The following is a 26,630-nucleotide window of genomic DNA, read 5'->3' as shown; positions in this document are numbered from 1 at the left end:
GCGGTCAACCCTTCGACGGATCGGGATTGGCCAGGATCTTCTGCGCCTGCTCCTTGCGATAGCGATCCAGTGCCTCGCGCAGCGCCGGCTGTTTCAGCGCGAGGATCGCCACGGCGTACAGCGCCGCATTGATCGCTCCGGGCTTGCCGATGGCCAGCGTGGCAACCGGGATCCCCGCCGGCATCTGCACCATCGACAGCAGCGAGTCCAGCCCCTGAAGCGACTTGGACTCGATCGGCACTCCCAGGACGGGCAGCAGCGTTTTCGCAGCCACCACGCCCGCCAGGTGCGCTGCGCCGCCGGCCGCTGCGATAAACACTTCCACGCCTCTAGCCGGAGCGCCCGAAACGAACTCAAACAAGGCGTCGGGCGTGCGATGCGCCGAGAGGACTCGGCATTCGCAACCGATGCCGAACGACTTCAGCGTTTCTGCGGCATGGGACATTGTGTCCCAATCCGACCTGGACCCCATGACGATTGCAACTTGCGCAGGCATATTGAATTGCTCCTTTCGGTCGGATAACAAAGCACGCATGGTAACTCGTTGCGTCGCCGCATTCAACTAATCACGGAGCACTTGAATCGTTCAAGTTCGCCCCCCTCCTGCCGCCGATACCATCTGGCCGGCGCGCACGCCGAAATCGATCATCGAATCGCCACGGGAGCCGAACCTTATGAACGGCAGGCCCACGCTGCTGCAGGATTTTATTCACTGGACCCGCGTCGAGCGGAACATCTGGCTCATTCCCATACTCACTGCCATTGCCTTCCTCATGGGCTTACTATTCCTCACGCGATCCCCAGGCGCCGGCCCGCCGCTGTTCCCGTCGCTGTAGCGTGCTTGGCCGGGTCGATCCGGATCCGTTCGCGGAGCCGACCGCACGATGTCCACCCAAGCCTGGTTCACCCTCGGGGTCATTGCGTTCCTGCTGATCGCGCTCGCGCGAAAGCCGCACCTCGCCGATGTCTTCTTCCTCTCCGGCGTTGTCGTGCTTGCCCTGGCAGGCATCATCACGCCCCAGGAGGCCGTCAGCGGATTCGCCAACCCCGGCATGCTCACCGTCGCCGCGCTCTTCGTCGTGGCGTCGGCCATGCGCGACACCGGTGCGCTCGACAGCGCCGCGCGGTTGATTTTCAAGCCACCCCGATCCGAGCGCGGAAGCATCCTGCGCCTCACCGCGCCCGTCGCCTTCATGTCGGCCTGGCTGAACAACACGACGATCGTCGCCATGGCGCTGCCGCTGACCATGGACTGGTGCCGCAAGTTTCGCATTCCCCCGTCGCGCGTGCTCATCCCCCTCTCCTACGCCACCATCGCCGGCGGCGTCTGCACCCTCATCGGCACGAGCACCAACCTCGTCATCCACGGGCTGATGCTGGACGCCGGCATGAAGGGGCTGGGCTTCTTCGAGCTTTCGGCCGTCGGCGTGCCCATCACCATCATCACGTTGCTGTACCTGCTTGGCGGGGCCAATTGGCTCCTGCCGCGCCGCCGCGAGCTCCTTGAACAACTCGGCGAAGAACGACGCGAGTACACCGTTGAAATGCTCGTTGAAGCCAGTTGCCCGCTCATCGGTCGTTCCATCGAGCAGGCCGGGCTGCGCCATCTGCCCGGACTGTTTCTCGTGGACATCACGCGGGGTGACGATATCGTCTCGCCCGTCGGCCCGCATGAAATTCTCCGTGCCGGCGACCGCCTCGTCTTCGTCGGCGTGGTTGGTACAATTGTCGATTTACAGAAAATCAAGGGCCTCGTTCCCGCGCCGAACACCCCCGCCGACGCCGCACGGCGTCCACTTCGCCATCTGTGCGAGGCCGTTGTGAGCGCGTCCTCGCCCATGGTCGGACGCGGCATCCGCGAGGCGAACTTCCGCACGATCTACGACGCGGCCATCATCGCCGTTCATCGCAACGGCGCGCGCCTGACTGGCAAGATCGGTGACATCGTGCTTCGCGCGGGCGATACGCTCCTGCTTCAGACGCGATCCGGCTTTGTCCGAGCGCACCGCAACAACCCCGACTTCTACCTCATCAGTGAAGTCGGCCCCGATCAGCCGGTGCGCCACGACAAGGCCGTCTTCGCCCTGGTTATTCTGATCGCCATGATCGTCACGATGGCCTTGCCGGACATACTGGGCGACAACGCGGATCCGAATTCCCTTGTGGCGAGGCTGGACCGTGGGCGTGTTTTGATCGCACTCGGCGCGGCGGTGCTGCTCGTCTTCCTGCGGTGCATCCCGGTTGCTGCGGCCCGACGCTCTATGCAGTGGGATGTCCTGCTCGTCATCGCCGCCTCGTTCGGACTCGCCATCGCCATGGAAAAAACCGGCGCGGCCAACGGAATCGTCGACGCCATGATGCCGCTCCTCTCTAAATGGGGGCCAACCGGCGCGATCGTTGTGATCTATCTGATGGCGGCCGTTCTCACGGAAATCCTCACCAACAACGCCGCGGCCGCACTGGTCTTTCCCATCGCGCTGCAAACGGCGCATCGTTTCGGCGTCGACCCGCACCCGTTTGCCGTGACCGTTGCGATTGCCGCCTCGTGCGCCTTCGCGTCACCCATCGGCTACCAGACCCACATGATGGTCTTCGGACCCGGCGGATATCGTTTCGGCGATTTTCTCAAAGCCGGCCTGCCGCTCAATCTCATCTGGCTCGTGGGCACCGCGATCCTCGTGCCGATTATTTATCGCCTTTGATCTACCCGCCCCCAGGACCAGCCTCCGCCGCTCACAGGCTACTTACCATTCGACATTGCCTTCGCTTCATCGCTGACGCCCCTCGGCGCTGTCCTCTATACCCATTAGCTCCTGACCACTGGCCGCTGCCCTGCGGCCCTTTGCTCACGGCTGACGGTTCACGGCTACTGTCTGAACCACGGCTCACGGCCACGACTTGGCACACGGCCTACGACTCACGGCTATTGGCTCACGGCTTCTGGCATACGGCTGACGGTTCACGGCTCCTATCCGGCACACGGCCACTGCTTCTACGTGGCGTGCGGTTACCGGCGGCGGGCACAGGGCTTATGGCAAACCGCAAACAGTCCGAAAATTTCCCTTGACACGCTTTCGGCAACTGTGTTATACTGCTGTCATCTTGTGGAGGCGGGCTTGCCGCCCATACGGGCAATCGGGCGGCGAGAACTGTCCCGTTGGCGCGTCGTTGGGCGCAGGAGGCCCAACCACATGGACCGTCGTAGTTCGCTTCGACCCGTAGCCGTTCTTGAGCGATCGTCGACGTGGCCCATGCCCAGCGGCGACACGATTCTCGATGCCCAGGACGTCGAGGCGCATGTGCTGGCCAACGCGGGATGTCGGTTGCCGATCTTGCAGCCCGCGCTGGATGATTACGATCAGGCGCTCCGTGCCGCGCAGCTCATCACCGGCAACTCGCCGAGCAATGTCGTGTTCCCCGATAACCTTCCAACGAACGACGGCAACCCCGGCACGCCGATTCTGCTCTCCCCCGCGAATCAGGCCACCGGCGTCTCGACCACCGTCACGCTGACGTGGGATGAAAGCGATGAGACGGACGACTATGTTGTTTATATAGGCGCAAGCACTCCCTTGACAAACCCGACCGCAACAACGACGAATACGCAATGGCAGGCAACGGGATTGCAGGCCAACACACTTTATCACTGGCGCGTTGTTGCCCGAGATAGTTGCGAAAATACGGCGGGTTCCGAAGTACGATCGTTCACGACTGAATAACTGGTCAGGGGAGTTGCATCATGCGTTGGTTTTTCCCTTTGAGTGTGGCTGTTTGCCTAATTCAACCAACGGCGATCCGCGCAGAAATCGTCGTTTGGCAGATTGCAGAGGCACTGACTCCAAATGCTTTCGTGCAACAACAGGGCACAACCTATACGCGCCTCGACCTCGGCTGCAACGCCACCGTTGGCGAGTGCAAATGGAGAATTACTACTCAAGCGTTCATCGCCAACGGCACGTTCACCAACTATTCGCTTTGGATTCGCGATCCGGCCGGCGCGGCCACGCAGTTGAGCCTCTCTGAAACAAGCGTGGCGGGGGCGCCCTTTACCAATCATCTTCTGCCCCCAGTTGAGAACCGCCCCGACGGCGTGCTGTCATCGCTCATTGTCGGTTTGCCGCAGGGCGGAAGCCCGATCCCGGCCGGGCCGACCATCTACAACCTGCACAGTTACGTTTTGACGTCGCAGGCCGGCATCGCACCCGGCACGCTGATGCAGCTTCGCGCCGGCTCCGAGGGTTTCGGTGGTTTCGAGCCTGCTGTCCAACCCCCCTTCAACACCCGCCGAGTTGTTGCCTTCGGCGCGAATCCCGGCTTCCAGATTGCCGGCGGGGAATGGCCCAACCCGGTCATTCACATCAATTACGTCCCCGAGCCAACCACCGCCGCGATGCTCCTCGCCCCGGCGGTGCTGCTGATGCCTCGGCGCGCTCGACGTGGGCGCGGGACGTGCGATCGCACACTTCAGCAGTAGGGCTGCGGTGCGATGCACGGATCGCAATGCCACGATGCGATGCACGGATCGTGACGTTGGCCCGTGGTGCGTCGAGGACGCACCTTTTCCTGCAACGTAGAATCGCATGGCAGCCAACTGCGCGGCCATGCCATTCGAACGGAGCCGCCTGGTGAGCGATCGCAATCGCCACACTCAAAAGACGATCACGTCCTTCGGATGCGACGCCAGCGTCGCCAGCTTCGTTGCGTTCACCTTCACCCCCACCCCCGGGCCGGTCATCGGCGTCCACGCACCGCCGCAGCCGAAGCGGATCGGCCGGTCCGTTATATCATCGCGCAAGAGGAACCGCCCGAAGCTGCCTTCTGCGATCTCGATCTCCGGCGTCCATTGCAGGAACCACCGCCCCGCCGCCGAAAGCAGGCTCGTCTCGCCAACCATGCAACCAAGCTGGCACTGGACACGATGCCGCCGCGCCAGCAGAGCCAGGCGCAGCGCCGGCAGCAGGCCGCCGTTCTTGCTGATGCGAATGTTGAACCACGTCGTGGCGCGATGGGCGATCAACTGCTCCGCATCGTTCAATGTGACCAGCGATTCATCGGCCATCAGCGGCAGGTTCGACTCGCGCGCCAGGGTCGCCCAATCCTCCAGTCGACCGCGCGGCAACGGCTGCTCCACGCAAAGAATCGGATGCGCCTCCCATGCAGCGAGCTTTTGTCGCGCGACGTCGAGGGTCCACGCGCTGTTGGCGTCGACGCGCAAAGTCGCGTGACCTGTGGCGAGCGAGCGATTCAGCAGGCGCGTCGCGCTCTTTACTCGTTCGTCGTCGGCTTCGTCGCCGACCTTGAGCTTGAAGTGTCGCAGGCGAATCACGCGCATCTTGCGAATCGACCGTGCCACGCGGTCGGCGCGCTCCCCCGAGACCACGCCGCTGAATCGCGCCGTTGCGCGACTGCCCGGCGGACCCAGCGATTGATCCGCAAGATAGCCCGGGATGCTGTCCCACGATCTCTCAAACGCTCGCGCATACGCATCCAGGATCGCCAACTCCACCGCCGCCCGCGCCGCATTCAGTACGCGCCCTGACGCGCCCTTAAACGGCAAGCTGTCGGCCGCCTCGATGGCCTCACCGAAGTTCGCCGGTCGCATCTCAACCAGTCGCGGTACAAAGACATCCCGGATCGCCGCGACGGCGGCGTCCATCGATTCGCCGGTGACGTATTCGCGCGGATGTGTTTCGCCGTAGCCCACGATCCGATTCGCAAGCTCCAGCTCGACGATCAGCGGCTCGGCTACCGCGCGCTGCGCTGCCGCGTGGCGGAATGATTGCCTCATCGGAATGGCCAGCCGATGAATCGTCAGGCGCGAAATGGGTAGCGGCGCGTTCACCTGCGGAATCGTAGGGCCAAGCGCGCGCCGCGGCCAACCGTCCCGCGTCGTACGTCGCCATGCAGCGCCGGCCGATCGGTATAATGAATGAATCGCATTCATGGATACGGCACGGCGGACCGAGGCACGTCGACCAGATGGCTCGTGGCCTTGACGGCGCCGTCGCGAATCAGCGCGCGAACACAACCGACCTCGGACGTACTGAAATAAACCCGCCCGGCGCAAAGATCCTCGATTCCACTGGTGGTGAAAGCCCGGCGCTGTCCGGTTGACCGGATGCACACTTGCGGGTTTACAGCGGCGATGAATTCGGCGGTGTTCCCCACGACGCTTCCGTGATGCGGGAGCGCCAGGACATCGGCCGACAAATCGACGCGCGGCGGCGCATCGCCGGCGTCGGGCTTTGACGCGGATAGCAACCCTGCCATGGCGATGAAGTCGATGTCGCCGGTGAGCAGAATCGACCGCCCCTGCCAGGTGAGCTTCATCACCATCGACGTGTCGTTAGGCCGGGCGAATTGACGCTCGCTCCGAGGCGGCGGCCAAAGGAGCCTTGCATCCAGCCCAGGCCCCAGTTCGAGCGTGTCGTGCCCCGTCACAATCTCGATCGGGACACCCCTTCGGCGTACCGACGCAAGAAACAGATTCGGCGAACTCCCCGGCGGCGCGAAGGGTTCAAAATGATCGGTGATGACGATCCGACCGATCGCTATGCGGCGAAGCAGCGTTTCGATTCCGCTGTAATGATCAAAGTCCGTGTGCGACACATAAACAGCATCGAGACGGGTGATCCCCCGGCTCTCCAGAAAAGCATGAACCGTTGGTCCGGCGTCAAAGGACGAACGCGTGCCAAGATCGAATGCGATGACGCGGCCGTCCGGAAGCTCGAGGATGGTCGCGCTTCCATCGCCGACCGCGAGGAACCACGCCGAGAGCGCGCCGGGTTGGCGCAGTACCCATCGGGGCGGGATCCACCACCAGGTCACGAGAAGAACCGCCGCCCAAGGTAGCCAACGTCGATGCGAAAGGCGACCGGGCCGATAGACCCACCATGCAAGGATGCCGTACGCGCACAGCGTCCATGCGACCGATGGGCTGCGGCCGTGCACCATCGTTCCGGGGAGTTGTTCAAGCAGCCCAACAAGCCCCAGGACGCTGCGCGTGCCGCACTCCAACAGCGGAGCGAAAATCATCGCAGAGGAAGGGATCACCAGCCCGGCGACAACTGTCAGAAATCCGACGCACGTAAGCGGCGCGACCAGCACCCACAGCGCGAGCGTTCCCAGCGGGGCCCACGGCGTCAGCATATTGAATTGATAGAGCACGAGCGGCGCGGCGGCCAGCCAAATGGCGACAGAGGTCGTGACGAGCCGCACGGGCAAGACACCGATCAGGCGGCGCCGCAGTGATCGGCCTTCCTCCAGGTCGAGCAAGATCGGTCGTGCTGATACTCGCCGTCGCGGATCGAACCGAGCGGCCAGTACCGGCCAGCGAAGCAGCAGACAGGCCATCGCCGCACCGCGTGCGAGGCGCGGTTCGATGTCCGCGAGCGCCAGCACCGCCAGGAAGCTCAACTGAAACGCCGGTCGAAACAACGCGGCAGGATCAAACAGGAGAATCAACAGCGCGGCGCATGCCAGCCAATTGCGAACATGGGGCTGGCCGGTTCGGTAGACGCTGAAGCATCCGAGCAGCCCAATGACACCGGCTCGCCAGATCGACGGTTGCGGCTCGGCGATGAGTACATAAACCAGAATCAGCGCGGCCACGACAACGGCCGCCTTGCGATAATGGACTCCTCCGACGCGTGTCGTCAGCCACCAGCCGATGAGCGCGACCCATCCGACGTTTGTGCCGCTGGCGGCAAGGAAATGCGAATTTCCGGTGCGAACGAATGCCTCATTGATGGCGCGTTGCACCGTCCCACGCTGCCCCAGCACCATGGCCTCAAGAACGCCCGCTTCAGGTTCGCCCTCGTCGAACGCCTCGTCCACCAGATAACCCCGCAGATGATCTCGCAGTGCCTGAAGCAAACGCATCCATCCGCCGACTGCCCGCCGCGTCACGATGCGAACGCTCTCCGCGTGATCGCAGGACAACCCGACGCGAACTCCGGCGCGACGATGGTGCAGCCGCCAGTCATAGGCACCGGGGTTTCGCGGCGGAAGAATGCGATGCAGCCAGCCGGTCAATTGCACGGCATCGCCCACGTCGATGGATCCGACGGGCGCGCGAACCGTCACGATCGCGACGCCTGACGCAGCCAACGCACCATGGGTTCCCTCTATCGCAGTGGCCCGCAGCAGGAACCGCGTCCGCGGGCCGCTGTCGTATGCGCGCGGCGTATCCGGATTCGGTTCATGAATGATCGGATCGCCGAGCACGACGCCTCGCACCGTTGCCAGGACCGGTTCAGCACGCGTGAAATGTTCCAGGTGATCCTGCGCAAGCCACCGATCGCTCAAGGCGTGACGCACCGCGCCAACCGAAACCGACGCGAGGCAAACACCAACCGCCCAGGCACGCCCGCCGCCGCGCCGCCAAGCCAGCCAAACCGCGCCGAGCACCACCGGAAGGATCGCGAGCCACAGCGGGATCATCAAGGCGTTGTCGATCGCGATGCCGACCATTGCAAAGACGGCCGGCCACATGAGCGGCGCAGGCGCTGCAACGATGCGATCGCTGGAACTTTGAGCCGATGGCAAATCGCCCGCCGGAGGCGACGCCGGCCGAACCAGCGCGGGCTTGGCCATGATGTCTATATCTGAACTACGCATGAACGATCGGCGAGTGCCGGTCACTACTGCAAAGATCAATCAAACACGACCCACCGCGCCGAGCGGGCGATCTTCCGATGCAACTCAACCATGGATCAACGGCCAAAAGGCTCGATACAGCATGAGAAACGTCAACTGGGCCACTTGCGCTGCGGCAAAAAGCGAATGCCGCGTCTGCCCGCCGCCGCGCCGCGCAAAGGCGATGGAGACGATGTACGTCATTGCAAACACGAACAGCCCGATGATCACGCCGGTCAACAAATTCCGATCGCGGCTGCAATAAAGCGAGGTCAGCGCCATCGGGAGGATGAGATGAACGAGCAGCGTGCTGGGCGAGACGGACTCACTCAACGCCGTGGTGCGTCCATCGGCCTGCGGCGCAGCGCGCCCGATCGACGCCGCCAGCAGAATCGCCCAACGGCCCCAAATCGGCGCCAACACCAGTGGCCGATAGATCGGCGCAGGATAGAGCCAGACGAATTGATGCCGCCAATCGGTCTGGGACGGGTACCACGGTGTCGCATTCGGCACGCTGACCAGCAAGACCCATTGCGCCAGGAGCGCAAGCACCAGGGCCAGCGAACCAACCGGCGAAAGCGGCTCTTCGTCGTGCGTCTGACTTCGCAGCGGCGAGACGCTGGTCAGCAGGTGCATCGTCCGAGCGAGTCCCAAGGCCAGAAACGGCCCGGTGAGCAGGCATTCGACCAGCACGATGACGAGCGCGGGAAGGACGCGCATGTTTGCCGTTTCCCCATACAGCCTCCACGCGATGCGAAAGATCGCGGCCCAGAGAATTCCGGTCGCCAAGCCGATCGGCACGATCCAGCCCACGGCCAACGCAATCCTTCGCATGTCGCCGGACGCGCAAGGTACCGGGGTCAGAAGCCCAAGGGCTTCGCGCAGTCCCTGGAGATGCCGCCATGCGCGGCCATGAGAGTGCTTGGGGGCGGGGAGAACCTGGTCCATGCAGGGTCAGTATACGTTATAAGGATGCGTGTTTAAGATACAGCCGCCTCGGTGACGCGCGGCAAAGGCGAACCTGCCTGTTGAATTGGAATGGATTCTGCCCTGTTTCGATACACCGCTGTATGGTTTGCGTTGCTCGCCCTGCCCGGATACTGGGAGGCCGGGCGTCTGTGTCTCGCCCAGGAACCCGCCGCCAATCTCACCTTACGGATCGAACCTCGTCGCGATGGCGAGGGCATGATTCCGCCCAGTGATCCCGATGCTGAATCGTGGCTGAAGCGCGCCGCCGATGCCGCAGCCGACAAGCAATGGAAACTCGCGGTCGATACGCTCTCCCGCGTCATTGAGCAGTTTCCCGACCGCACGGTCACATTGGACGGTCGGACGTTTGTCTCGGCAGCCGAAGCGGCACAGAGGCAATTCGCTCAATGGCCTCCTGAAGGCCTCCAGGCCTATCGCCTCCTGTTCGATCCGGTCGCGCAGCAGGAGTTCGCACAGGCGAGCGCGTCGCAGGATGTGGAACGGTTGCGGAAACTGACTCGTCTTTACCGGATGACTTCCATCGCCCCCGAGGCTTTTTCGCATCTTGTCGCGGTTCTCCTTGATATCGATCAGCCGTTTGAGGCACTGGACGTTCTTGACCAACTCGAGAACCTGCCCGGCCACACGATGCCCCCCTCGAGGATTCTGTTATTGCGCGCCCTGGCCCTGGCTCAAACAGGGCAGATGAATGAAGCTGACGATGCCCTGGCCAAGCTACGACACTTGACGCGCGATCAGTCCGGCGGCCTGCCCGCCGATTGGCAGGCCCGGCTCGATTCAATCTCTCGGTATGTCGAAATAAAGCGCGCGGGACCAGCTGCTCGGGACGATTCACCGACCGGTGGATTGCTCCCTTCCATCGAATTGTCCCCTGCGGTGACGCCGGATGCGCTCTGGCAGGACTCCCTCCCCGGTTCCGGACGACTCACGCCCGATGCGATTACAAACCTGATCACACGAACCGGTCGGCCTCCGGTTTGGCAGGCGACCTCCGATGGCCAGGCGCTTTTTGTCACCTGTCCCGAGGGGGTGATGGCCCGAGATCTGGCAACGCTGGAACTTCTGTGGAAATCGCATCCGCGCCTGGCGGAGCGCGACCCACGCATCGATGCGCAGCGGCGGCTGGTGCGAATGTACCAATCCGACAACAGCGGCCGGTTGGATGAACTTTCCACGCGAAGCCTCTACCACGAATACCGCGGCGCGATCACCTCGGGACTGGGCATGGTATTCGTACTCGAGCAGAACGGAACACTGGGTGAGCTGTTTCCTGCACGAGACGGCACGGTGCCGCCCAATGATGCGGTGGAACCCGAGCCGAATTCCATTCGCGCCTTCGAAGCGCGCAGCGGCCGGGTGCGATGGACCCTCGGCCGCGGGGGCAGACCCGGAGATGAATTGCGTTTTGCACACTTCTATTCGCCGCCGATCGTCGTCGGCGAGCGACTTCTTGCAACGTATCAGCACGAGAACGACTTCATGCTCGGCGTTTTCGATGCCGAGGGCCGGATCGTACGCAAAGTACTCATCGGAACGGCCGACAAAGGGATGTTCGCCATTAACACAGTTCTGACGCCCTGCGTTGACGAAACGACGATCTACATTCCAACCGCCGCGGGGCTGCTCGTCGCGCTGAATCGGCATGACTACGCGCTGCGCTGGCTCGCCATGTATGAACGCAGCCGCAGCGGCGAAGTTGCGCCGGCTCGTCGTGCCATGCCACTGGGCACCGTCCAGATCTCGTATGTTCAACCAGACGAATGGCTGACAACGCCTCCGATCCGGGCAGGCCGCTTCGTGCTCCTTGCCGCGCAGGACTGCGGATTTCTCAAGGCGTTTGACCGCCGCGACGGAACGCTCAAATGGTCCTTCCCCCGCGGCGATCATCGCTATATCGCCGGATGCGATACGCAACGCGTCTTCCTCGCTGGAACCGGTGTCCTCGCGGTCGATCTCAACACCGGACGCAGCCTCTGGTCCTATTCCCAAAAGAAGCTCACCGGTCGACCGGCCCTCTGCGGCAGGCGCTTATTCGTTCCAACCCGAGATGGCCTGGAAACACTCGACGCACAAACCGGCCAGCCGGCCGAACCGTTCAAACCATCGAGCCACGCGCTGGGCAACTTGTTCGTACACGACGGCGCCTTGTATAGCGTCAGCGCTGTCCAGCTCGCGAAGTTTCCCGACGTGGAACGATCGAAAGCCGCAGCCTTGGCGCAGCTCGCAACGTCACCGCGCGATCCCACCGCGCACCTGCGACTCGCCGGGCTTGCTACCCTGGATCGCCGCTGGAGCGAAGCCCTGGAACAACTCGACCGCGCCGAGGAGTGCCTCCTCGCTACGGCCGATCGTCCCATCGATCAAACGCCTGAAAACGACCTCCGCCTGCGTATCGCCCATCAGCGTGTGGAGGCGCTTCTACAGCTCGCGGTCGACGCGCCGCCGCCCTCCGCGCGCGAACTCATCGATCGAGCAGTCGCCACCGCCATGGCACCGCGCGATGTTCTCGCCGCGGGGTTGGCCCAGTGCGATCATTTCGCAGACCGCGGTGAATCGAGCGAGGCTTTCCATCGCGCACTGAATTTGCTCGCGAGCGTGGCTTTGCAGACCCTCTCATTCACTCCAGAGCTTCGCGTCAGCGCCACGGTGGCCATCGCCGAGCGGCTCCAGCGCTGGTGGAATGCCGCTGATCCGCAGACGCAGATCGCGATGGATACCGCCGTGCGCCGAGTGTTTCAAACAGCGCTGAATGAATCCCGCCTCGACGCCTGCCGCCACATCACCGATGCCTGCAATTTCACGCCGTCTTCCGCGTCACTGGACGTGGCGCTGGCCCGTCGCGACTGGGCGGAAGGGTCCCTTGAGAATGCCGTGTTTCACCTTGAGCGCGTCCTGCGTACGACGGCGCGGAAGGCCGTCACCGCGGGCAGCGCGACGCTCGAAACCTCCTATGCGTCTTCAGAATTGGCCGCGCTGGTGTTGTTGCTCCGGGCTTACGCGACCCCGGGGGATCAACTCCCGCGCACGCCGGCCGGCGCTCGACGCGTGCTCGATCAACTGGCTACGCGCTTCGCGCGTGACGTCGTACCGGAGACCCTGACCGAACTGCCCGCATCATACCGCGGCAAGTCCGTCTCACAGCTTATCGAATTTCTACGAAGTGAATGGCCCATCGCTGCCGATGCCCCGCGCAATCGCCCGCGCATCCTGCAAACACCGCCCTATCTCGAGATCGGCGCGTATGAAGTCGTCGCCGCCTATTACCCCTCCGACGTCACCGCGTTCTTCGATCCCGCCAATCCTTTGGACATCCATGCTGACTTGTTGCCCATTCGTATCATGCGACAAATGCGAGGGGTCGACGTGCGCGGCAAGGCCCAGGCCGAAGTCTTCTGGGCTTGCGACCTCGAGCCAACCCTCGAGATGATCGATGAACCGGCGGTGCAGCGGATCGTATCAATACGCCCCGCCGACAGCGCAACCGAAGGCTGTGTTGCCCTGCTTTCCGGTGCGCGGCAGATGGCTGCGGTCGGGCTGCTTACCGGCCGGGCGGCTTGGCCACCGATTCCGCTTGAGGGAGAATCGAGCGAACTGCCCAAGCCGTCCATGGTCCAGGCAGACGGCATTCTTGTTTACGCCACACGTGCCAATGTTCTGACGGCTGTGCCCGCGCGGATGGACGCGTCGCCACTCTGGCGGCGCACCTTCCCGAATCACCGTTTGGAAAGTCTGTCCGTCGCGGACGGCCAGATCGTCGCGATTGATCGCCGTTCGGCCACGGTCTTTGTCCTCGATCCCTTCAGCGGTCGAATCCGCCGTCAATTCAGCCTGACTCCTTCCGCACCGCCTTCGGAAGATGAAGAGGAAGTGGCCGATGAGATCACACTTCGCGATCGGGACGCGGCGCCAACGATCGTTGGCTCAATCGTCTGTCAGGCGGCTTTCAAGAAGGTGACCGCGCGGGATGTTTCCACCGGTCGAGTCTTGTGGGAGCGAGGTGTAAGCGGGCGCATTCGCCGATTGCTTCCGCTGAATCGCGAACTGGTGGGCGTCTGTTATCGCGGCCAACGCATCGCCGTCGTTCGCGCATCCACTGGTGACGTGATCGCCGACCTTGAGACCACGGGGCTTCTGCTCCCGCCGGCCGATGCAGTTGTCGAATATCCGAAAGGGGCGTCGTCCGGTTCGCGTGTGACGACTTCGGGCGCGCGGCTGGTGCTGCACACCAACACCGATGACGATCCCCCGGACTACCTCGTTGCATGTTACGAATTGGAATCGCAGGCGCTGCTCTGGAAACGCAACCTCGGCCGGTTCGCCGTGATCAGCCCCGGCATGCTTCGTGCCTCTACGGATTATCTCCCGATCATCGAATACCGAATTCGACCCGACGCCCCGCGCCAGCTCATGGACCGCGGCGCCTCCCACCTTGACGTCGCAGCCTTCGACGTGCTGGATAAGTCCACCGGCAAGAGCATGCTGGCCGCGCCATTCGTTCACAACCGCGATCTGGCTGCCGACGAGTTCGGTCGGGCGAGGTTGTTTACCGATCTGCTGGTGTTCAACGACCGGATCGTGGCGGTTGCGTCGGAAGGTTACTATGTTCTGCAAAGGGCACCCGGCCCGCCGCGCGACCCCGCGGTGGATCGCGGAACCATGGAGGGGCAACCGACACCATGAATCGAATGCGACGCTGGCGACGCATGACTGCCGTAATATTGGCACTCTTTCTCCTGTTCGTCGGAGCGCCCGCGCAGGACGGGATCTTTTCCGCACCCGCTGCGTCGTTCGCCGCGCCGACCGACCTCGCCCGTCATCCGCCGCTGGTGACGCCCCCGACGCAGGCCGGAATCGATAAGGCCCTGAAATTCCTCGCCGCGCGACAGGCTTCCGACGGAGCCTTCCGTGAACAGGGCGGTCTGGGCACGTATCCGGTCTCCATGACTGCCCTGGCCGGCCTGGCTTTGGCGGGTTCGGGGAGCACGCCGACCCAGGGGCCTTACGCCCCCCACCTTCGCAAGTCGCTTACGTTCATCCTTCGTTCCGCACAGCGCAATGGACTGATCTGTCGCGCCGGAGAGGAAGAAGCCCGTTCGATGTACGCGCACGGGTTCTCCATGCTCTTTCTCGCCGAAGTGATGGGCATGGAAGACGATGCCGATCGCCTCAATCAGATTCGCTTCACGCTTCAGAAAGCCGTCGAACTGACGGGACGCTCGCAGAGCAATCTCGGCGGCTGGCTGTACACACCCGACATGAACGGCGATGAAGGGTCGGTCACCGTGACACAGGTGCAAGGGCTTCGCGCGGCGCGCAACGCAGGCATCGCCGTGCCGAAAAAAGTCATTGATCACGCCATGGAGTACCTTGAGAAATCGGTGCAGCCCGACGGCGGGATCGCCTACCGCGTCGGCATGACGGGTTCACGTCCGCCGATCACGGCGGCGGCCGTCGCGTGCTGGTTCAACGCGGGTCAATACAACAACCCGCTGGCGCTCAATGCCCTGCGCTATTGCAAGCAGAACATCGGGATCGGCGAAAACCGCGGAGGCACCTGGGGCCACTGGTTCTACGCCCATTTATACTATGCCCAGGTAAATTACCTCGCCGGCGAAGAAACCTGGAAGGCGTACTATCCGAAGGTGCGCGATCATCTCCTGGCGACCCAGAACGAGGACGGCTCCTGGGATGGCGACTCCGTAGGCCACGTTTACGGCACGGCCATCGCCCTGATGATCCTCCAGCTCCCCTACAACAACCTTCCGATCATGCAGCGTTAGACGAACCATACCCTCGCGCGGCCACCGCCGCCACGGAAAGGACGCCATGCAAACTCAATCGAATGATACGCCCGATTCTGCCGATCTCGTCGCCGCCCAGAAGCTCCGCGATTCCCATCGCCGCATTCGAGAGGAACTTCGCAAGATCATCGTCGGCCAGGACGACGTCATCGAGCAGTTGCTCATTGCCCTCTTCGCCGGCGGGCACTGCATCATCGAGGGCGTGCCCGGTCTCGCCAAGACGCTCATGATCTCGAGCCTGGCGCGGTGCCTCTCGCTTAGTTTCAGCCGCATTCAATTCACACCCGACCTGATGCCCAGCGACATCACCGGCACCGAGGTCATTGCCGAAGATCGTGCGACCGGCAGCCGCGTCTTTCGCTTCCTCAAAGGACCGGTGTTCGCGAACATCATCCTCGCAGACGAAATCAATCGCACGCCGCCCAAAACCCAGGCCGCCATGCTCGAGTCGATGCAGGAGCGACAGGTCACCGTCGGCGGCGTTCGCCATGCGCTGGACGAGCCGTTCTTTGTACTCGCAACCCAAAACCCCATCGAACAGGAAGGCACCTATCCTCTTCCCGAAGCGCAGCAGGATCGCTTCATGTTCAAAGTCTTCATCGGGTATCCCACGTATGATGAGGAGTGCGAAATCGCTCAACGAACAACGACCGAAACCACCCCCGAAGTCGCTTCCCTCTTGAGCGGCGCGGAGATTGTCGAGTTGCAGCGCATCGTGCGCCGCGTGCCGATTGCTCCTCCCATCGTGCGCCATGCCGTGGATCTGGTCCGCAAAAGTCGTCCGGCCGACCCGACGGCACCGGAGTTCATTCGCAAGAATGTCGCGTGGGGCGCGGGACCGCGCGCGGTGCAGTACCTGATCCTCGCCGCCAAGGCCCGCGCCGTCTTGCGCGGGCATTACCACGTATCGACCGAGGACCTGCGCGCGCTGGCGGCGCCGGTGCTCCGGCATCGTGTGATTCCGAACTTCGCCGCGCAGGCGCTGGGCTACACCCCCGACCGACTCGTGGCGGAATTACTGGAAGCCACGCCGCCGCACCAGGGCGGATCGGCGGATGAAACACGCTCCGCGAAAGTATTCTCGTGATAAACCCTCTTCAGAAAATCGATCGTACATGCGATCGGAAGTGATATGCCCGACTCGAATAAACCCTATCTGAATCCCGACGTGCTGGCGCGCATCAGCGACTTGGAGCTGCGCGCGCGATTCGTCGTGGAGGGCGTCGTCAGTGGCATGCACGCCAGCCCGTATCAAGGCCACAGCATCGAGTTTGCGCAGCACCGGGAGTACGTCCCTGGAGACGACCTTCGCCATCTCGACTGGCGCGTCTACGGCAAGAGCGATCGATTCTACATCAAGCAATACGAGGAAGAGACGGATCTCCGAGCGCACCTCGTGCTTGATTGTTCCGCCTCGATGCGCTATCCCGAGCACCCCATCGAGTCCGGCCGAATGACGAAGTTCGAGTATGCGGCGACCTTCGCGGCGTCGCTCGCCTACCTCCTCACGCAGCAACAGGACGCCGTCGGGCTGCTGCTTTTTGACGACGCGGTGCGTGATGAGGTTCAACCGCTATCGAATCAGGCTCATTTGCAGGCGATTATTCACCACCTCGAGCAAGCCCGCCTGGATCGCCCCACCGACGCGCGGCTGTCCTTCGCGCAAGTGGCCGGTCGGCTTCGGCGGCGCAGCGTCGTCGTTCTCATTTCCGATTTACTGGCCGACGTGGACGATGTGATCGCCGGCATCGAGCGCATGCGTCAGACCAATCATGAAGTGATCGTGGCGCATGTCCTCGATCAGGACGAACGCACGTTTCCATTCATGGACAACACCCTGTTTGAAGGGATCGAGGCGGCGGGCACCGAGTTGTTTGTCGATCCGCAGTCCCTGCGCTCGGGCTACCTCGAAGCGCTGAATCGTCACCTGGAGCGCATTCGCTCCGCCTGCATCAATCAACGCGCCGACTACCTGCAGCTCTCCACCGGGGAACCGATTGACGTCGCCTTGCGACAATACCTCGCGGCCCGCTCACACCGCGTGAAGGCGAGGGCATGATCGCATGACGACAATCATCAATTCACATCCCAATCCCACGTCTCTCTCCACCGGGAGTCACCCATGCTGACCTGGCTCTCCGGCTTTCTGATGAATCCGGCCCTGGCGGCCGGCGCGCTCGGCGTCGCCAGCCCGATCCTGATTCACTTTCTCTCCCGCCGGCGCTTTCGGCGTGTGCGCTGGGCGGCCATGGAGTTCCTCCTCGACGCCCTGAAGAAAAACCGCCGCCGGGTCCGCATGGAGCAACTGATTCTGCTGGCGCTGCGCTGCCTGGCGGTGTTGCTCATTGCGCTGATGGTCGCCCGGCCTTTCCTGTCGCGCGGATCGCTGGCCTCGCTGATCGGCGCCGCTCCACGAAGCGAACGCATCATCATCCTGGACGATTCCTTTTCCATGGCCGCACGAACCGGCGCCGGCCAGACCACCTTCCAGCGAGCTGTCGATTCGACCCACCGCCTCGTTGAGCTTCTCGCCGCAGAATCATCAAGCGACGCTGTTTCGATCTGGCTCACCTCCGGCACGACCCGGCCCCTTGTCGCCGTGCCGCGCCTCGACGGCGAAGCCGCCCGGCGAATTCACGACGCGCTTGAGAACGCGAAGCCCTCCCACCGCACAGCCCAGTTTGACATCGCCTTCGACGCGATCGACCAGACCCTTCGCACGGCAGCAACACAGGCCAACGCCTCGCTCTATGTAATCAGCGATTTTCAGCGCGTCGATTGGGCGTCGCCCGATCCGGCTCACACCCCCACGCCCGCCGCAGCCGCTCTGGCCCGGCTGCGCGCACCGTCGCGCAACTTGGATGTCGTGCTGATCGACGTTTCGTCCGCAACGCCGGCCAATCTTGCTTTGGTGGAGCTACGCGCGATGCAGCCCCAGGTCGTTTCCGGCGTACCGGCTCGATTCGAAGCGGTGCTGGCAAATTACTCATCCGAAGTAGTCAGCGGACTGGAATTGAGCCTGTCATTGGCCGACCAGGTCATTCCGCCGGTCCACATCGGTCGACTCGCTGCGGGCGAGGTGCGCCGCGAACCGCTTGAGATCACGTTTCCCGCCGAAGGCTCCTCGATCCTGACCGGCCAGCTCGCCGGCGTTGCCGCTGCGCGCGACCCCCTGCCGTTGGACGACCGCCGCGCGACCGCGGTTGACGTGCAAACGGCGGTCAACGTCCTGCTGGTCGACGGCGAACCCAGCGGTGACCCCTTCCGCGACGAGGTGTACCTCCTGCGGACGGCCCTGCGCCCCGCCGGCCGCGCCGCAAGCGGTAACGACCTCACCGTCGTTTCGGAGGCGGACCTGGATGGAATGGACCTCTCGTCGTTTCACGTCGTCGTGCTTGCCAACGTCGCGCGACTCAATCCCGCCGGCCGGAATCAACTGGAGCTGTTTGTGCGTAACGGCGGCGGGCTCCTCATCGCGGCGGGCAAGCAACTCGACCTGGACTGGTACAACGAATCGCTCTATCGCGGCGGCAATGGACCGCTTCCGCTGGCACTGGGAGAGCAGATCGAGGCGTTGGCGGTGGGTGGGCCTCTGTTTCCATTCGAATGGGATGCAACCCATCCGGCGCTTCGTGCGTTTGTTGATCCGCTCGCGGGCGCGCTGCGACAGGTGCAATTTGACGTTTTTCTCACGCTGCGTGAGGCCGAGCCTCCCCCGACCACCGCCACGATGCGGTCCGACTCCGCGCCGTCGGAGGATCGCGCCAGGCCACGCGTGTTGATTCGGCTTGGCGATGAGGCGCGATCTCCCCTGCTTGTCGAACGCCCATTCGGCCGTGGGAAGTGCGTGATGCTGACATCATCCCTCGATCAGGACTGGAACAACTGGGCTTCGAGCTTCAGTTACGTCCCGATGATGCTGGAACTTGTGCAGCACATCGCCCGCTCGCCCGGCGCGCTGCTTCAAACCATCGTCGGTCTCCCCCTGATCTGCCCGGTCGATCCTGCCCGTTTTTCGGATTCCGCCATCGTCCGCGGACCGGACTATCCGGTCACTGCTGAATGGCCGCTGCGTGCGCGGACCAGTGAAAGCGGCGCGTTGTTTGAGTTCGATCAGACGGACAAGGTCGGGGCGTATGAAATCCTCCTGATGACACAAACCGGACTAATTCGCCCACGGCGAGGCTGCGTCAATCCCGACACGCGAGAATCGAATCTCGCACCGGCGACGCGCGCGCAATTGGAAGCGGGTCTGCCGGAAGTGCCGTTCACCTATGTGCGAGACATGGACTCCATGATCGCCGGTAGCGAGGCGTTGCGCACGGAGATGTGGTGGCCGATCCTGTTGATCGCGGTGGTTGTGCTGATGACCGAACAATCCCTGGCATGGTGGTTTGGAACGCGAGGATAAATGTCCGGCGACATGGTCAACATCCTGGCACAAGCAGCTCGAACCGAACGAATCGAGAACCAATTGGAGCTTGCGCGCTGGTCTTCCGGCAATGCCCTGCTCTTCGGAGCGCTGGCCACGGCAATCTGCCTCGTTCTCGTCGTGCGGATGTATCGGCGCGAGGCCCGCGGCCGGATCACGGCTCGATTCCGCGGCGTGCTGATCGCCGTTCGCGCCGGGGTGCTGGTCTTGCTCGGCTTGATCGGCCTGGAGCCGGTGCTCGTCAAATACATTCATCGACGACTCGATGCCGTCACGATCCTGCTGGCCGATGGGTCCGCCAGCATGACCCTCACCGATCGCTACCGAAACAAAGAGGACGCGGAGCGCCTTCGCCGCGCGGGGATCGACTTGGACGCGGGCAACCCCGGCCGAAACGCCGTCGTCGAGACCCTGCTTCATGCGGAGGATTCCGCGCTGCTTCGTTCACTGGCGAAGCGCAACGCCGTCCGACGATTCGACTTCGCCCGCCGGCCTGTCGAGCGCGGGTATCTTCCGCGCGCGACCGAGGGGCAGGCGATCTCGCCGAATGTGCGCAACGGCGATGAACCACCGGGGCTTGCGCCCGCCGACACCGACGCCACCGATCTCGCTGCCGCGGTACGCACCGCACTTGACAGCCTCGGCGGCGCCCCCGCCTCGGCAATCGTGCTGCTAAGCGACGGGAACATCAACCAGGGCGAATCCCTCGATACCATCGCGCGAATGCTCAAGCTGCGCGGCGTGCCGCTGTACGCCGTGGGCATCGGTGATCCGGCGCCGCCGGTCAACGTCGCAGTGCGAGAGCTCTCGGCACCGCGTCACGCCTTCAAGAACGATCCGTTCAACGTCTCCGTGCGACTGGAGGCCGAGGGACTGGCCGAGCAATCGATCAATGTTCAGTTGTGGGAACAGGCCGGACCGTCGTCGCCGCGTCTCGTGGCCAATCGATCGGTGCGTCCGTCCGCCGCCGGCATCATCGAACCGGTGACGTTTGAGCACCACGCATCCGCCCCCGGGGCGCTAAGCCTAGTCGCACGCGTAGATCCGCTGGAAGACGAATCCATCACGACGGACAACGCCCGTGCCTTGATCCCGCCGGTGCAGATTCTCGATGACAAGGTACGGATCCTGCTGGTCTCGGGCGCGCCCTCATACGACTACCGCTACCTGGCACGGATGCTGGAGCGCGACCCGGGGATCGACGTAAGCCTCTGGCTTCAGTCCGCCGACGCCCATGCCGTGCGAGAGGGAGATGTCATAATAACGTCACTCCCCGCGAACCAGGAGGAGCTTTTCAAGTACGACGCGCTCATTCTCATGGATGCCGACCCCGCTGATTTCGACCCCACTTGGGCCAGTCTCGTCGCCACCTTTGTCAGCGAGCACGGCGGCGGCGTGCTCTTCCAGGCCGGAAACAAATACACCGCCCGCTTCCTTCGCAATCCGCATACAACCAGCCTCGTGGAACTGCTGCCGATTGTGCCGGATCCCGACGCGGAAATCGTGCTGAACGATCTTGGACAGGTACAGACCCGCGCCTGGCCGATCGTGATCCCCGAGCAGGCAATCTTTGATCCGATCCTCCGGCTGGCAGGGAATCCGATCGAGAATCGAGCCATCTGGTCGCGCCTGGACGGCATCTATTGGCATTTTCCTGTCCGACGCGAAAAGCCCGTGGCGTCGGTCTTGATGCGCCACAGCGACCCGCGGATGATCGGCGCGTCCGGTCCGCAGGTGCTGTTCGCGACCCAGTTCGTCGGCGCGGGGCGGACCGCATGGCTGGGCATCAATTCAACGTGGCGCTGGCGGCAGGCCGACGAGCGACCCTTCAACCGCTTTTGGATTCAGACGATCCGCTATCTTGTCGAGGGCCGCCTGGCAGGCGGACGCAGCCGCGGCCAGATTCTCACCGAGCGCGATGAATACGAGGTCGGCCAGACCGTGCCGCTGACCCTTCGCGCGCTGGATGCCCGCTACGGGCCTTTGATCGCACCCGAGCTGGAGCTTCGCGTGGAGCCCCCGTCCAGCGCCGCCACAGCGGGTGAACCGGCGTCGACCAGCGAATCAGATTCACTCGACCCCTCCCACACGATTCACGCCGTCCCGATCCCCGGGCGCGAAGGATATTATCAAGCACGATTTACCGCCGACCGTCCGGGGATCTATCGCGTATCGTTCACCTCACCGGGAATGGATGGGGCCGCGCCCGCCGTGCTCACTCGTGAGCTGCCCGTCGTCCGCCCCGATCTTGAAATGCGCGCCACGGCGCTCAATCTCGCGGCGCTGCAACAACTCGCCGCAGCCACCGGCGGGCGATACCTCCACGTCGACGAAGCTCGCGCGCTGGGCGAACTGATACCCGACGCCGGTCGCACGCAAGTCACGCGCGAGCGACCTCGACCGCTCTGGGACAACGCAACCGTTTTCGGCATCCTCCTGGCACTGCTTACCACGGAATGGATTCTGCGCCGGCAAGCGAGGTTGCTATGACCGGTCCGCGCGATTCCATTCTGGCGGATTTTGAAGCGAAAGTGCTCGCGCCGCTGACGCGCGTGGCCCGTGCCGCGCGCCGCCGGGCATTGCTCGCGGCAGCCGCCGTGTGGCTCGCTGCATTGATCGGCCTTTTGCTGTCTCAATTCGCACTGGATCGCCTGCTGGCGCTGGGCGTCGGCCCACGTGTTGTCGTCACGCTGGCGATCGTTGCGCTGGCGCTTCGTCTGCTACGCCGCCACGTCTGGTGGGCAGTCGCGGCCAAGCCTCGCGCGGAGCACGTCGTTGCCGTCCTTGAACGGCGCCATCCTGACCTGCACGACCGCCTGATTTCCGCCGTTGCTTTTGCCGAGCGCGGCGATTTGCCCAGCCAAACTTCGCCCGCACTGGCCGCCGAGCTGATGCGGCAGGCGATGAAAGACGCCGCCGCGCTGAACCCGTCGGAAGTCTTCAATCGCAGCCGATTGCACCGCTCCCTGGCGATCGGTGGGGTCGCCCTGATCACGGCTGGCGTGCTGTCTGCGGCGGCAAGCTCCCACGCGCGCGTGTATCTCGCTCGCAACTGGCTGCTGCAAGATGAACCTTGGCCGTCCAATGTCCGCCTTGCGCTGGAGGGCTTCTCGGATGGTCTGCTTCGCTGGCCACTCGGCGATGATCTGACACTGGCCGTCACCGCGGAGGGGGCCGTCCCGCCGGGTGTTGCCGTGGAAATCGTCGCGCCGGACGGCCAGTCCCGCGTGCGCGACATGGCCCTGCGCGGCGAACGCCAATTTGTGCTCGACTACGGGCCGCTCGACGAATCGTTCAAGCTCCGTTTGCTGATTCGTCGTTTCGGCGCAGACGAATCGACGGGCTGGTTTAACGTGGTCGGTGTGATGCGACCGTCGATCCGCTCGGTACGCATGGAAATCACGCCCCCTGCCTATTCCGGCGTCGAACGATTCGCGCTGCCCGCCGGTCAGTCGGCGGCCGAGGTCTTGCGAGGCTCAACCATCGCGCTCATCGCGAAGACCAGCAAACCGCTTCGCGCCGCGACGCTTCGTGGTTCGACCGGATTGGAAATACCGGCCAAGCTCGAAGAAAACCACCAACTCACCGCGGAATTCCAGCCCGTGCAAAGCGGCAGTTATCACTTCGATCTGCTCGATCAGGAAGGCCTTTCGGATCTGCGCCCCGTCACCTTTGCATTGCGTCTCGTCAATGACCCTCCTCCGAAAGTCAAGCTGTCTCTCCCCGGTGCGGGCGATGCCGTCGTGCCACAGGCGGTGATCGATCTTGCCGTTCAAGCAGACGACAACCTGGGAATGAAAGACGTGAGTCTCGTTTACAGGATTCGCAAGTGTGAAGCAATCGAGGGGCCCGCGCCCGATTCCGGCATCGACGCGGCTGCCGCGTTGTTGCAAACGACGGTCGCCCTGCCCGGTCTCGAACCGCGCCAGACGCGCTTCGAACTGCGCCACGTGCTCCAACTGCTCCCCCTGACGCTTCAGCCCGGCGACCAGCTGACGCTACTCGTCGAGGCACGCGATCTCCAACCCGCTGGGTCGGCCGCCCCGCCGACTACCACGACAACCGCGACGGCCGACGGCGACGCAATCCTGTCTGAACCGGGGTTGGGTCGCAGCGCCGCGTTCACGCTGCGCATCGTCACCGCCGAGGAACTGCTTGCCGAACTCGGCCGGCGTGAGAGCGAGTGGCGACGCGAGTTCGAGTTACTCATCAAGACGCAGGAACAGATTCGTGACCGCGTCATGAATCTGAACGACGAGGCCCGCGCGGAATTCGGCTCGGCCCGTTTCGCCGCACAGTATGCCTCGGAACAACGCGCCCAGCGCCAGATCGCCGTACGCATGACGACCATCCGGAGGCAATTCGAACAGATCCTCGCCGAGCTTCGCACGAACCAACTCGACAATCCGATCGTTCGACGGCGGCTGGACGCGGGCATTCTGGCCCCCTTGGGGCGGCTCATTTCCAGCGATCTACCAGGGGTGGCAGACCAGCTCGGGCAATTGGCCGGCGGCGGCGACACTCAAATCGCCGATACCATCGAACGAGGCCATGCCGCGATTCTGGAGATCATGTATTCGGTCCTTGCCAACATGCTAAAATGGGAAGGGTACAACGAGGCGGTCACCCTGCTCCGCGACATCATCCGACTGCATGGCGACGTGACCCGGCAGACCCAGACCCAGTTGGAATCAGAGATTGATCGCCTGCTCGGGGGCGGTGCGACCTCGAAGCCCGCCCGCGACGGACCCCCATCGGAGCCGCAGCCGTGATGCGAATTCAACCGACACGATGGATCGTTCTATGTGCGGCGTTGTACGCCGGCGGTCTCACGGCGCCGTACTCCGTCGCCATGCCGGTGCAGGATACCGCGCCGGCTCCGACGAACCAGGCCGCCGCAACACGAGGTTCCTCCGGCGATGCACAACCGCTGACCGAACGTCAGGCCCTTGTACGGGATCGCGTCATGCGATTGGAAGATCGCATGTTCCAGCTCCATGAGGCACTTCGCAAGAACGAGCCGGAAAAGGCGCAAAAGCTTCTCGGCGCGCTCGGCGCCTCGCGCAGCATGCTGGTGCGGCAGAAAATAGACGAGATTATTTCATCGCTGAAGGCCGGCCAATACGCCGACGCTCGCGATCAACAGGAGGCCGTCGCAGGCGACCTGCAAACCCTGCTCAAGTATCTCCTCGAAGAGCCGGACGACTCGGCCGCTCGCAAGCACGAAATGGAGCGGCTGCACGGCGCGCGCGAATTCCTGGAGCGTGTGATCAAGGACCAGCAGCGGGAGCTGGATCAGGCGCAGGCCGCCGCCAACGCATCGGCCCGCAATGCACAGCTCCAAGTCGCCCAGCGCGCGCTTCAGGAACTAGCCGAGCGTCAGACGGAGTTGAAAAATCAGACGCAGGCCGGCGCGGTGCCTCCCGAAACCGCAGCGGCCCGTCAGCGCCGCCTCGCGGAAGACACGGCGAAGCAGGCCGCAAACCTGCATGACCTCCCGCGCGAAGCGTCGTCGCCGGCAACACAAGCCGCCCAGGCTGCGCAGAACGCCGCCGATGCGATGAAGCAGGCGGGCGAGCGTCTCGACCAAGCCGATGCGGCCGGCGCGACCCAGGCACAGGAACAGGCGGAGACCGCGCTGAAGGAAGCAATCGAACAGATTGACCAGCAACTCCGGCTGGATGGCCAAACCCCCTCGCCGCGCGAGCAGGCAGCCGAGCAGGAAAAAACCGCACGCGAGACGGAGCAGCTTGGCGGCGAGATGAAATCAGCCGACAAGAACCCCGCCAAGGCCGACGGACCCAGCCACGCAGGTGGCCCCGCCGAGGGCGACAAGTCCGATCGAAAAGATAGTCAACCGTCGCAGGACGGCGCATCGCCGCCGAAATCACCGTCTGATTCACCGGACAGCGCGCAGGACGAGGCCGAGCAGGACCTGGGCGACAATAAACCGCTGCCCGGCCAGCAGGAAGTCGAGAAAGCCGTTCCGCTGCAGCGCGAGGCCGCCGACGAATTAAGAAAGAATAAGCCAAAGGACGCGGCGGAGAAGCAGGCCGAAGCGCTCAAGAAACTCAAGGCCGCTCGCGAGCTATTGAATGACACGCTCGAGCAGCTTCGCAAGGAGCAACAGGAGATGTTGCTCGCCGCGCTGGAAACGCGCTTCGCTGCGATGCTGGCGAAACAGCTTGAGTGCCTGAAAGCAACCGGGGCACTGCACGAGTTGGGCCGTACGAATTGGAAACGCACCGACCAGCTGGCGTTGGCCGATCTCGCGTCCGGGCAGCAGTGGATTTCGCAGGAAGCAGACCAGGCGTTGACGATCCTGAAGGAAGAAGGCACGACCGTGGCCTTTCCGCAGATCGTCTCCCAGATTCGCGATGACAGCCGCGCCGCCGGGGATCTTCTCGCGGCGGCCGACGTAGCCGAGATCACGCAGGGGTTGCAACGGGGAATCGAGGAAGCCCTGCGCGAATTGCTGGAGGCCGTCAAGAAGAAGCAGGAGGAGTTGCAATCCGCTCCGGACGAATCCGAAGGCGGCCAGTCGCAGGACCAGAACCCGCCCCTTCTGCCGGGTTCGGCCGAGTTGAAGCTGCTGCGTTCCTGTCAGGTGCGCATCAACTCCGCAACCTCGCGACTGAATACGCTGCGCACCGGCAACGACGACCCATCGAAGCTGGCGGAGGAACTCAAACGGCTTGCCGAACGACAGAAACAAGTCTCCGAAATGGCAAAACAGATGCACGAGAGCCTGACCCGAACGCAATAAGAGG

Annotated in this window: 15 protein-coding genes; 11 read left to right on the top strand and 4 right to left on the bottom strand. The window is 63.6% G+C overall.

Annotated features, from left to right (window positions below; genetic code table 11):
• Positions 1-4: 4 nt before the first annotated feature.
• Positions 5-496: a 5-(carboxyamino)imidazole ribonucleotide mutase gene (purE, locus tag HRU71_00550; GenBank protein ID QOJ02068.1), complete on the bottom strand. Its 492-nt coding sequence runs from the start codon at positions 494-496 to the stop codon at positions 5-7.
• Positions 497-884: 388 nt separating this feature from the next.
• On the opposite strand from purE, the gene HRU71_00545 reads away from it, so the two are divergent.
• The 3 genes from HRU71_00545 (at position 885) to HRU71_00535 (ending at position 4,474) form a co-directional block, all read left to right on the top strand.
• The gene (locus HRU71_00545) at positions 885-2,702 is read left to right on the top strand and encodes an SLC13 family permease (protein QOJ02067.1); all 1,818 of its coding nucleotides are present in this window, start codon (positions 885-887) and stop codon (positions 2,700-2,702) included.
• 489 nt (positions 2,703-3,191) lie between these two features.
• Complete coding sequence (locus HRU71_00540; protein ID QOJ02066.1) at positions 3,192-3,719, top strand: fibronectin type III domain-containing protein; 528 nt, start codon at positions 3,192-3,194, stop codon at positions 3,717-3,719.
• 131 nt (positions 3,720-3,850) lie between these two features.
• The gene (locus HRU71_00535) at positions 3,851-4,474 is read left to right on the top strand and encodes a hypothetical protein (GenBank protein QOJ02065.1); all 624 of its coding nucleotides are present in this window, start codon (positions 3,851-3,853) and stop codon (positions 4,472-4,474) included.
• 174 nt (positions 4,475-4,648) lie between these two features.
• Here the strand turns inward: HRU71_00535 and HRU71_00530 are convergent, their stop codons facing one another.
• The 3 genes from HRU71_00530 to HRU71_00520 form a co-directional block, all read right to left on the bottom strand.
• Positions 4,649-5,842: a hypothetical protein gene (locus HRU71_00530; protein ID QOJ02064.1), complete on the bottom strand. Its 1,194-nt coding sequence runs from the start codon at positions 5,840-5,842 to the stop codon at positions 4,649-4,651.
• Positions 5,843-5,940: 98 nt separating this feature from the next.
• The gene (locus HRU71_00525) at positions 5,941-8,619 is read right to left on the bottom strand and encodes a ComEC/Rec2 family competence protein (protein QOJ02063.1); all 2,679 of its coding nucleotides are present in this window, start codon (positions 8,617-8,619) and stop codon (positions 5,941-5,943) included.
• Positions 8,620-8,703: 84 nt separating this feature from the next.
• Positions 8,704-9,585: an adenosylcobinamide-GDP ribazoletransferase gene (locus HRU71_00520; GenBank protein QOJ02062.1), complete on the bottom strand. Its 882-nt coding sequence runs from the start codon at positions 9,583-9,585 to the stop codon at positions 8,704-8,706.
• A gap of 90 nt (positions 9,586-9,675) precedes the next feature.
• Between HRU71_00520 and HRU71_00515 the strand changes: the two genes are divergently transcribed.
• From HRU71_00515 to HRU71_00480, 8 genes are all read left to right on the top strand, one after another.
• The gene (locus tag HRU71_00515; protein ID QOJ02061.1) at positions 9,676-14,307 is read left to right on the top strand and encodes a PQQ-binding-like beta-propeller repeat protein; all 4,632 of its coding nucleotides are present in this window, start codon (positions 9,676-9,678) and stop codon (positions 14,305-14,307) included.
• Positions 14,304-15,407 (top strand): terpene cyclase/mutase family protein, encoded by a 1,104-nt coding sequence (locus HRU71_00510; GenBank protein QOJ02060.1) that lies wholly within the window; start codon positions 14,304-14,306, stop codon positions 15,405-15,407. The genes HRU71_00515 and HRU71_00510 overlap by 4 nt, the downstream gene beginning before the upstream one ends.
• Before the next feature lie 46 nt (positions 15,408-15,453).
• Positions 15,454-16,515, top strand: a complete 1,062-nt coding sequence (locus tag HRU71_00505) for a MoxR family ATPase (GenBank protein QOJ02059.1) — start codon at positions 15,454-15,456, stop codon at positions 16,513-16,515.
• Between the two features lie 45 nt (positions 16,516-16,560).
• Positions 16,561-17,487: a DUF58 domain-containing protein gene (locus HRU71_00500; protein ID QOJ02058.1), complete on the top strand. Its 927-nt coding sequence runs from the start codon at positions 16,561-16,563 to the stop codon at positions 17,485-17,487.
• Positions 17,488-17,550: 63 nt separating this feature from the next.
• The gene (locus HRU71_00495; protein QOJ02057.1) at positions 17,551-19,839 is read left to right on the top strand and encodes a BatA domain-containing protein; all 2,289 of its coding nucleotides are present in this window, start codon (positions 17,551-17,553) and stop codon (positions 19,837-19,839) included.
• Positions 19,840-22,350 (top strand): hypothetical protein, encoded by a 2,511-nt coding sequence (locus tag HRU71_00490; GenBank protein ID QOJ02056.1) that lies wholly within the window; start codon positions 19,840-19,842, stop codon positions 22,348-22,350. It abuts the gene before it with no gap.
• On the top strand, positions 22,347-24,632 hold the full coding sequence (locus HRU71_00485; GenBank protein QOJ02055.1) for a hypothetical protein: 2,286 nt from the start codon (positions 22,347-22,349) through the stop codon (positions 24,630-24,632). The genes HRU71_00490 and HRU71_00485 overlap by 4 nt, the downstream gene beginning before the upstream one ends.
• Positions 24,629-26,626, top strand: coding sequence for a hypothetical protein (locus tag HRU71_00480; protein ID QOJ02054.1), 1,998 nt, complete (start codon positions 24,629-24,631; stop codon positions 26,624-26,626). Before HRU71_00485 ends, HRU71_00480 begins: the two co-directional genes overlap by 4 nt.
• Positions 26,627-26,630: the final 4 nt, after the last annotated feature.

The sequence above is a fragment of the Planctomycetia bacterium genome (assembly GCA_015200345.1).
GTDB lineage: Bacteria > Planctomycetota > Phycisphaerae > UBA1845 > UTPLA1 > PLA3.
This window is presented reverse-complemented; position numbering and strand designations above follow the sequence as displayed.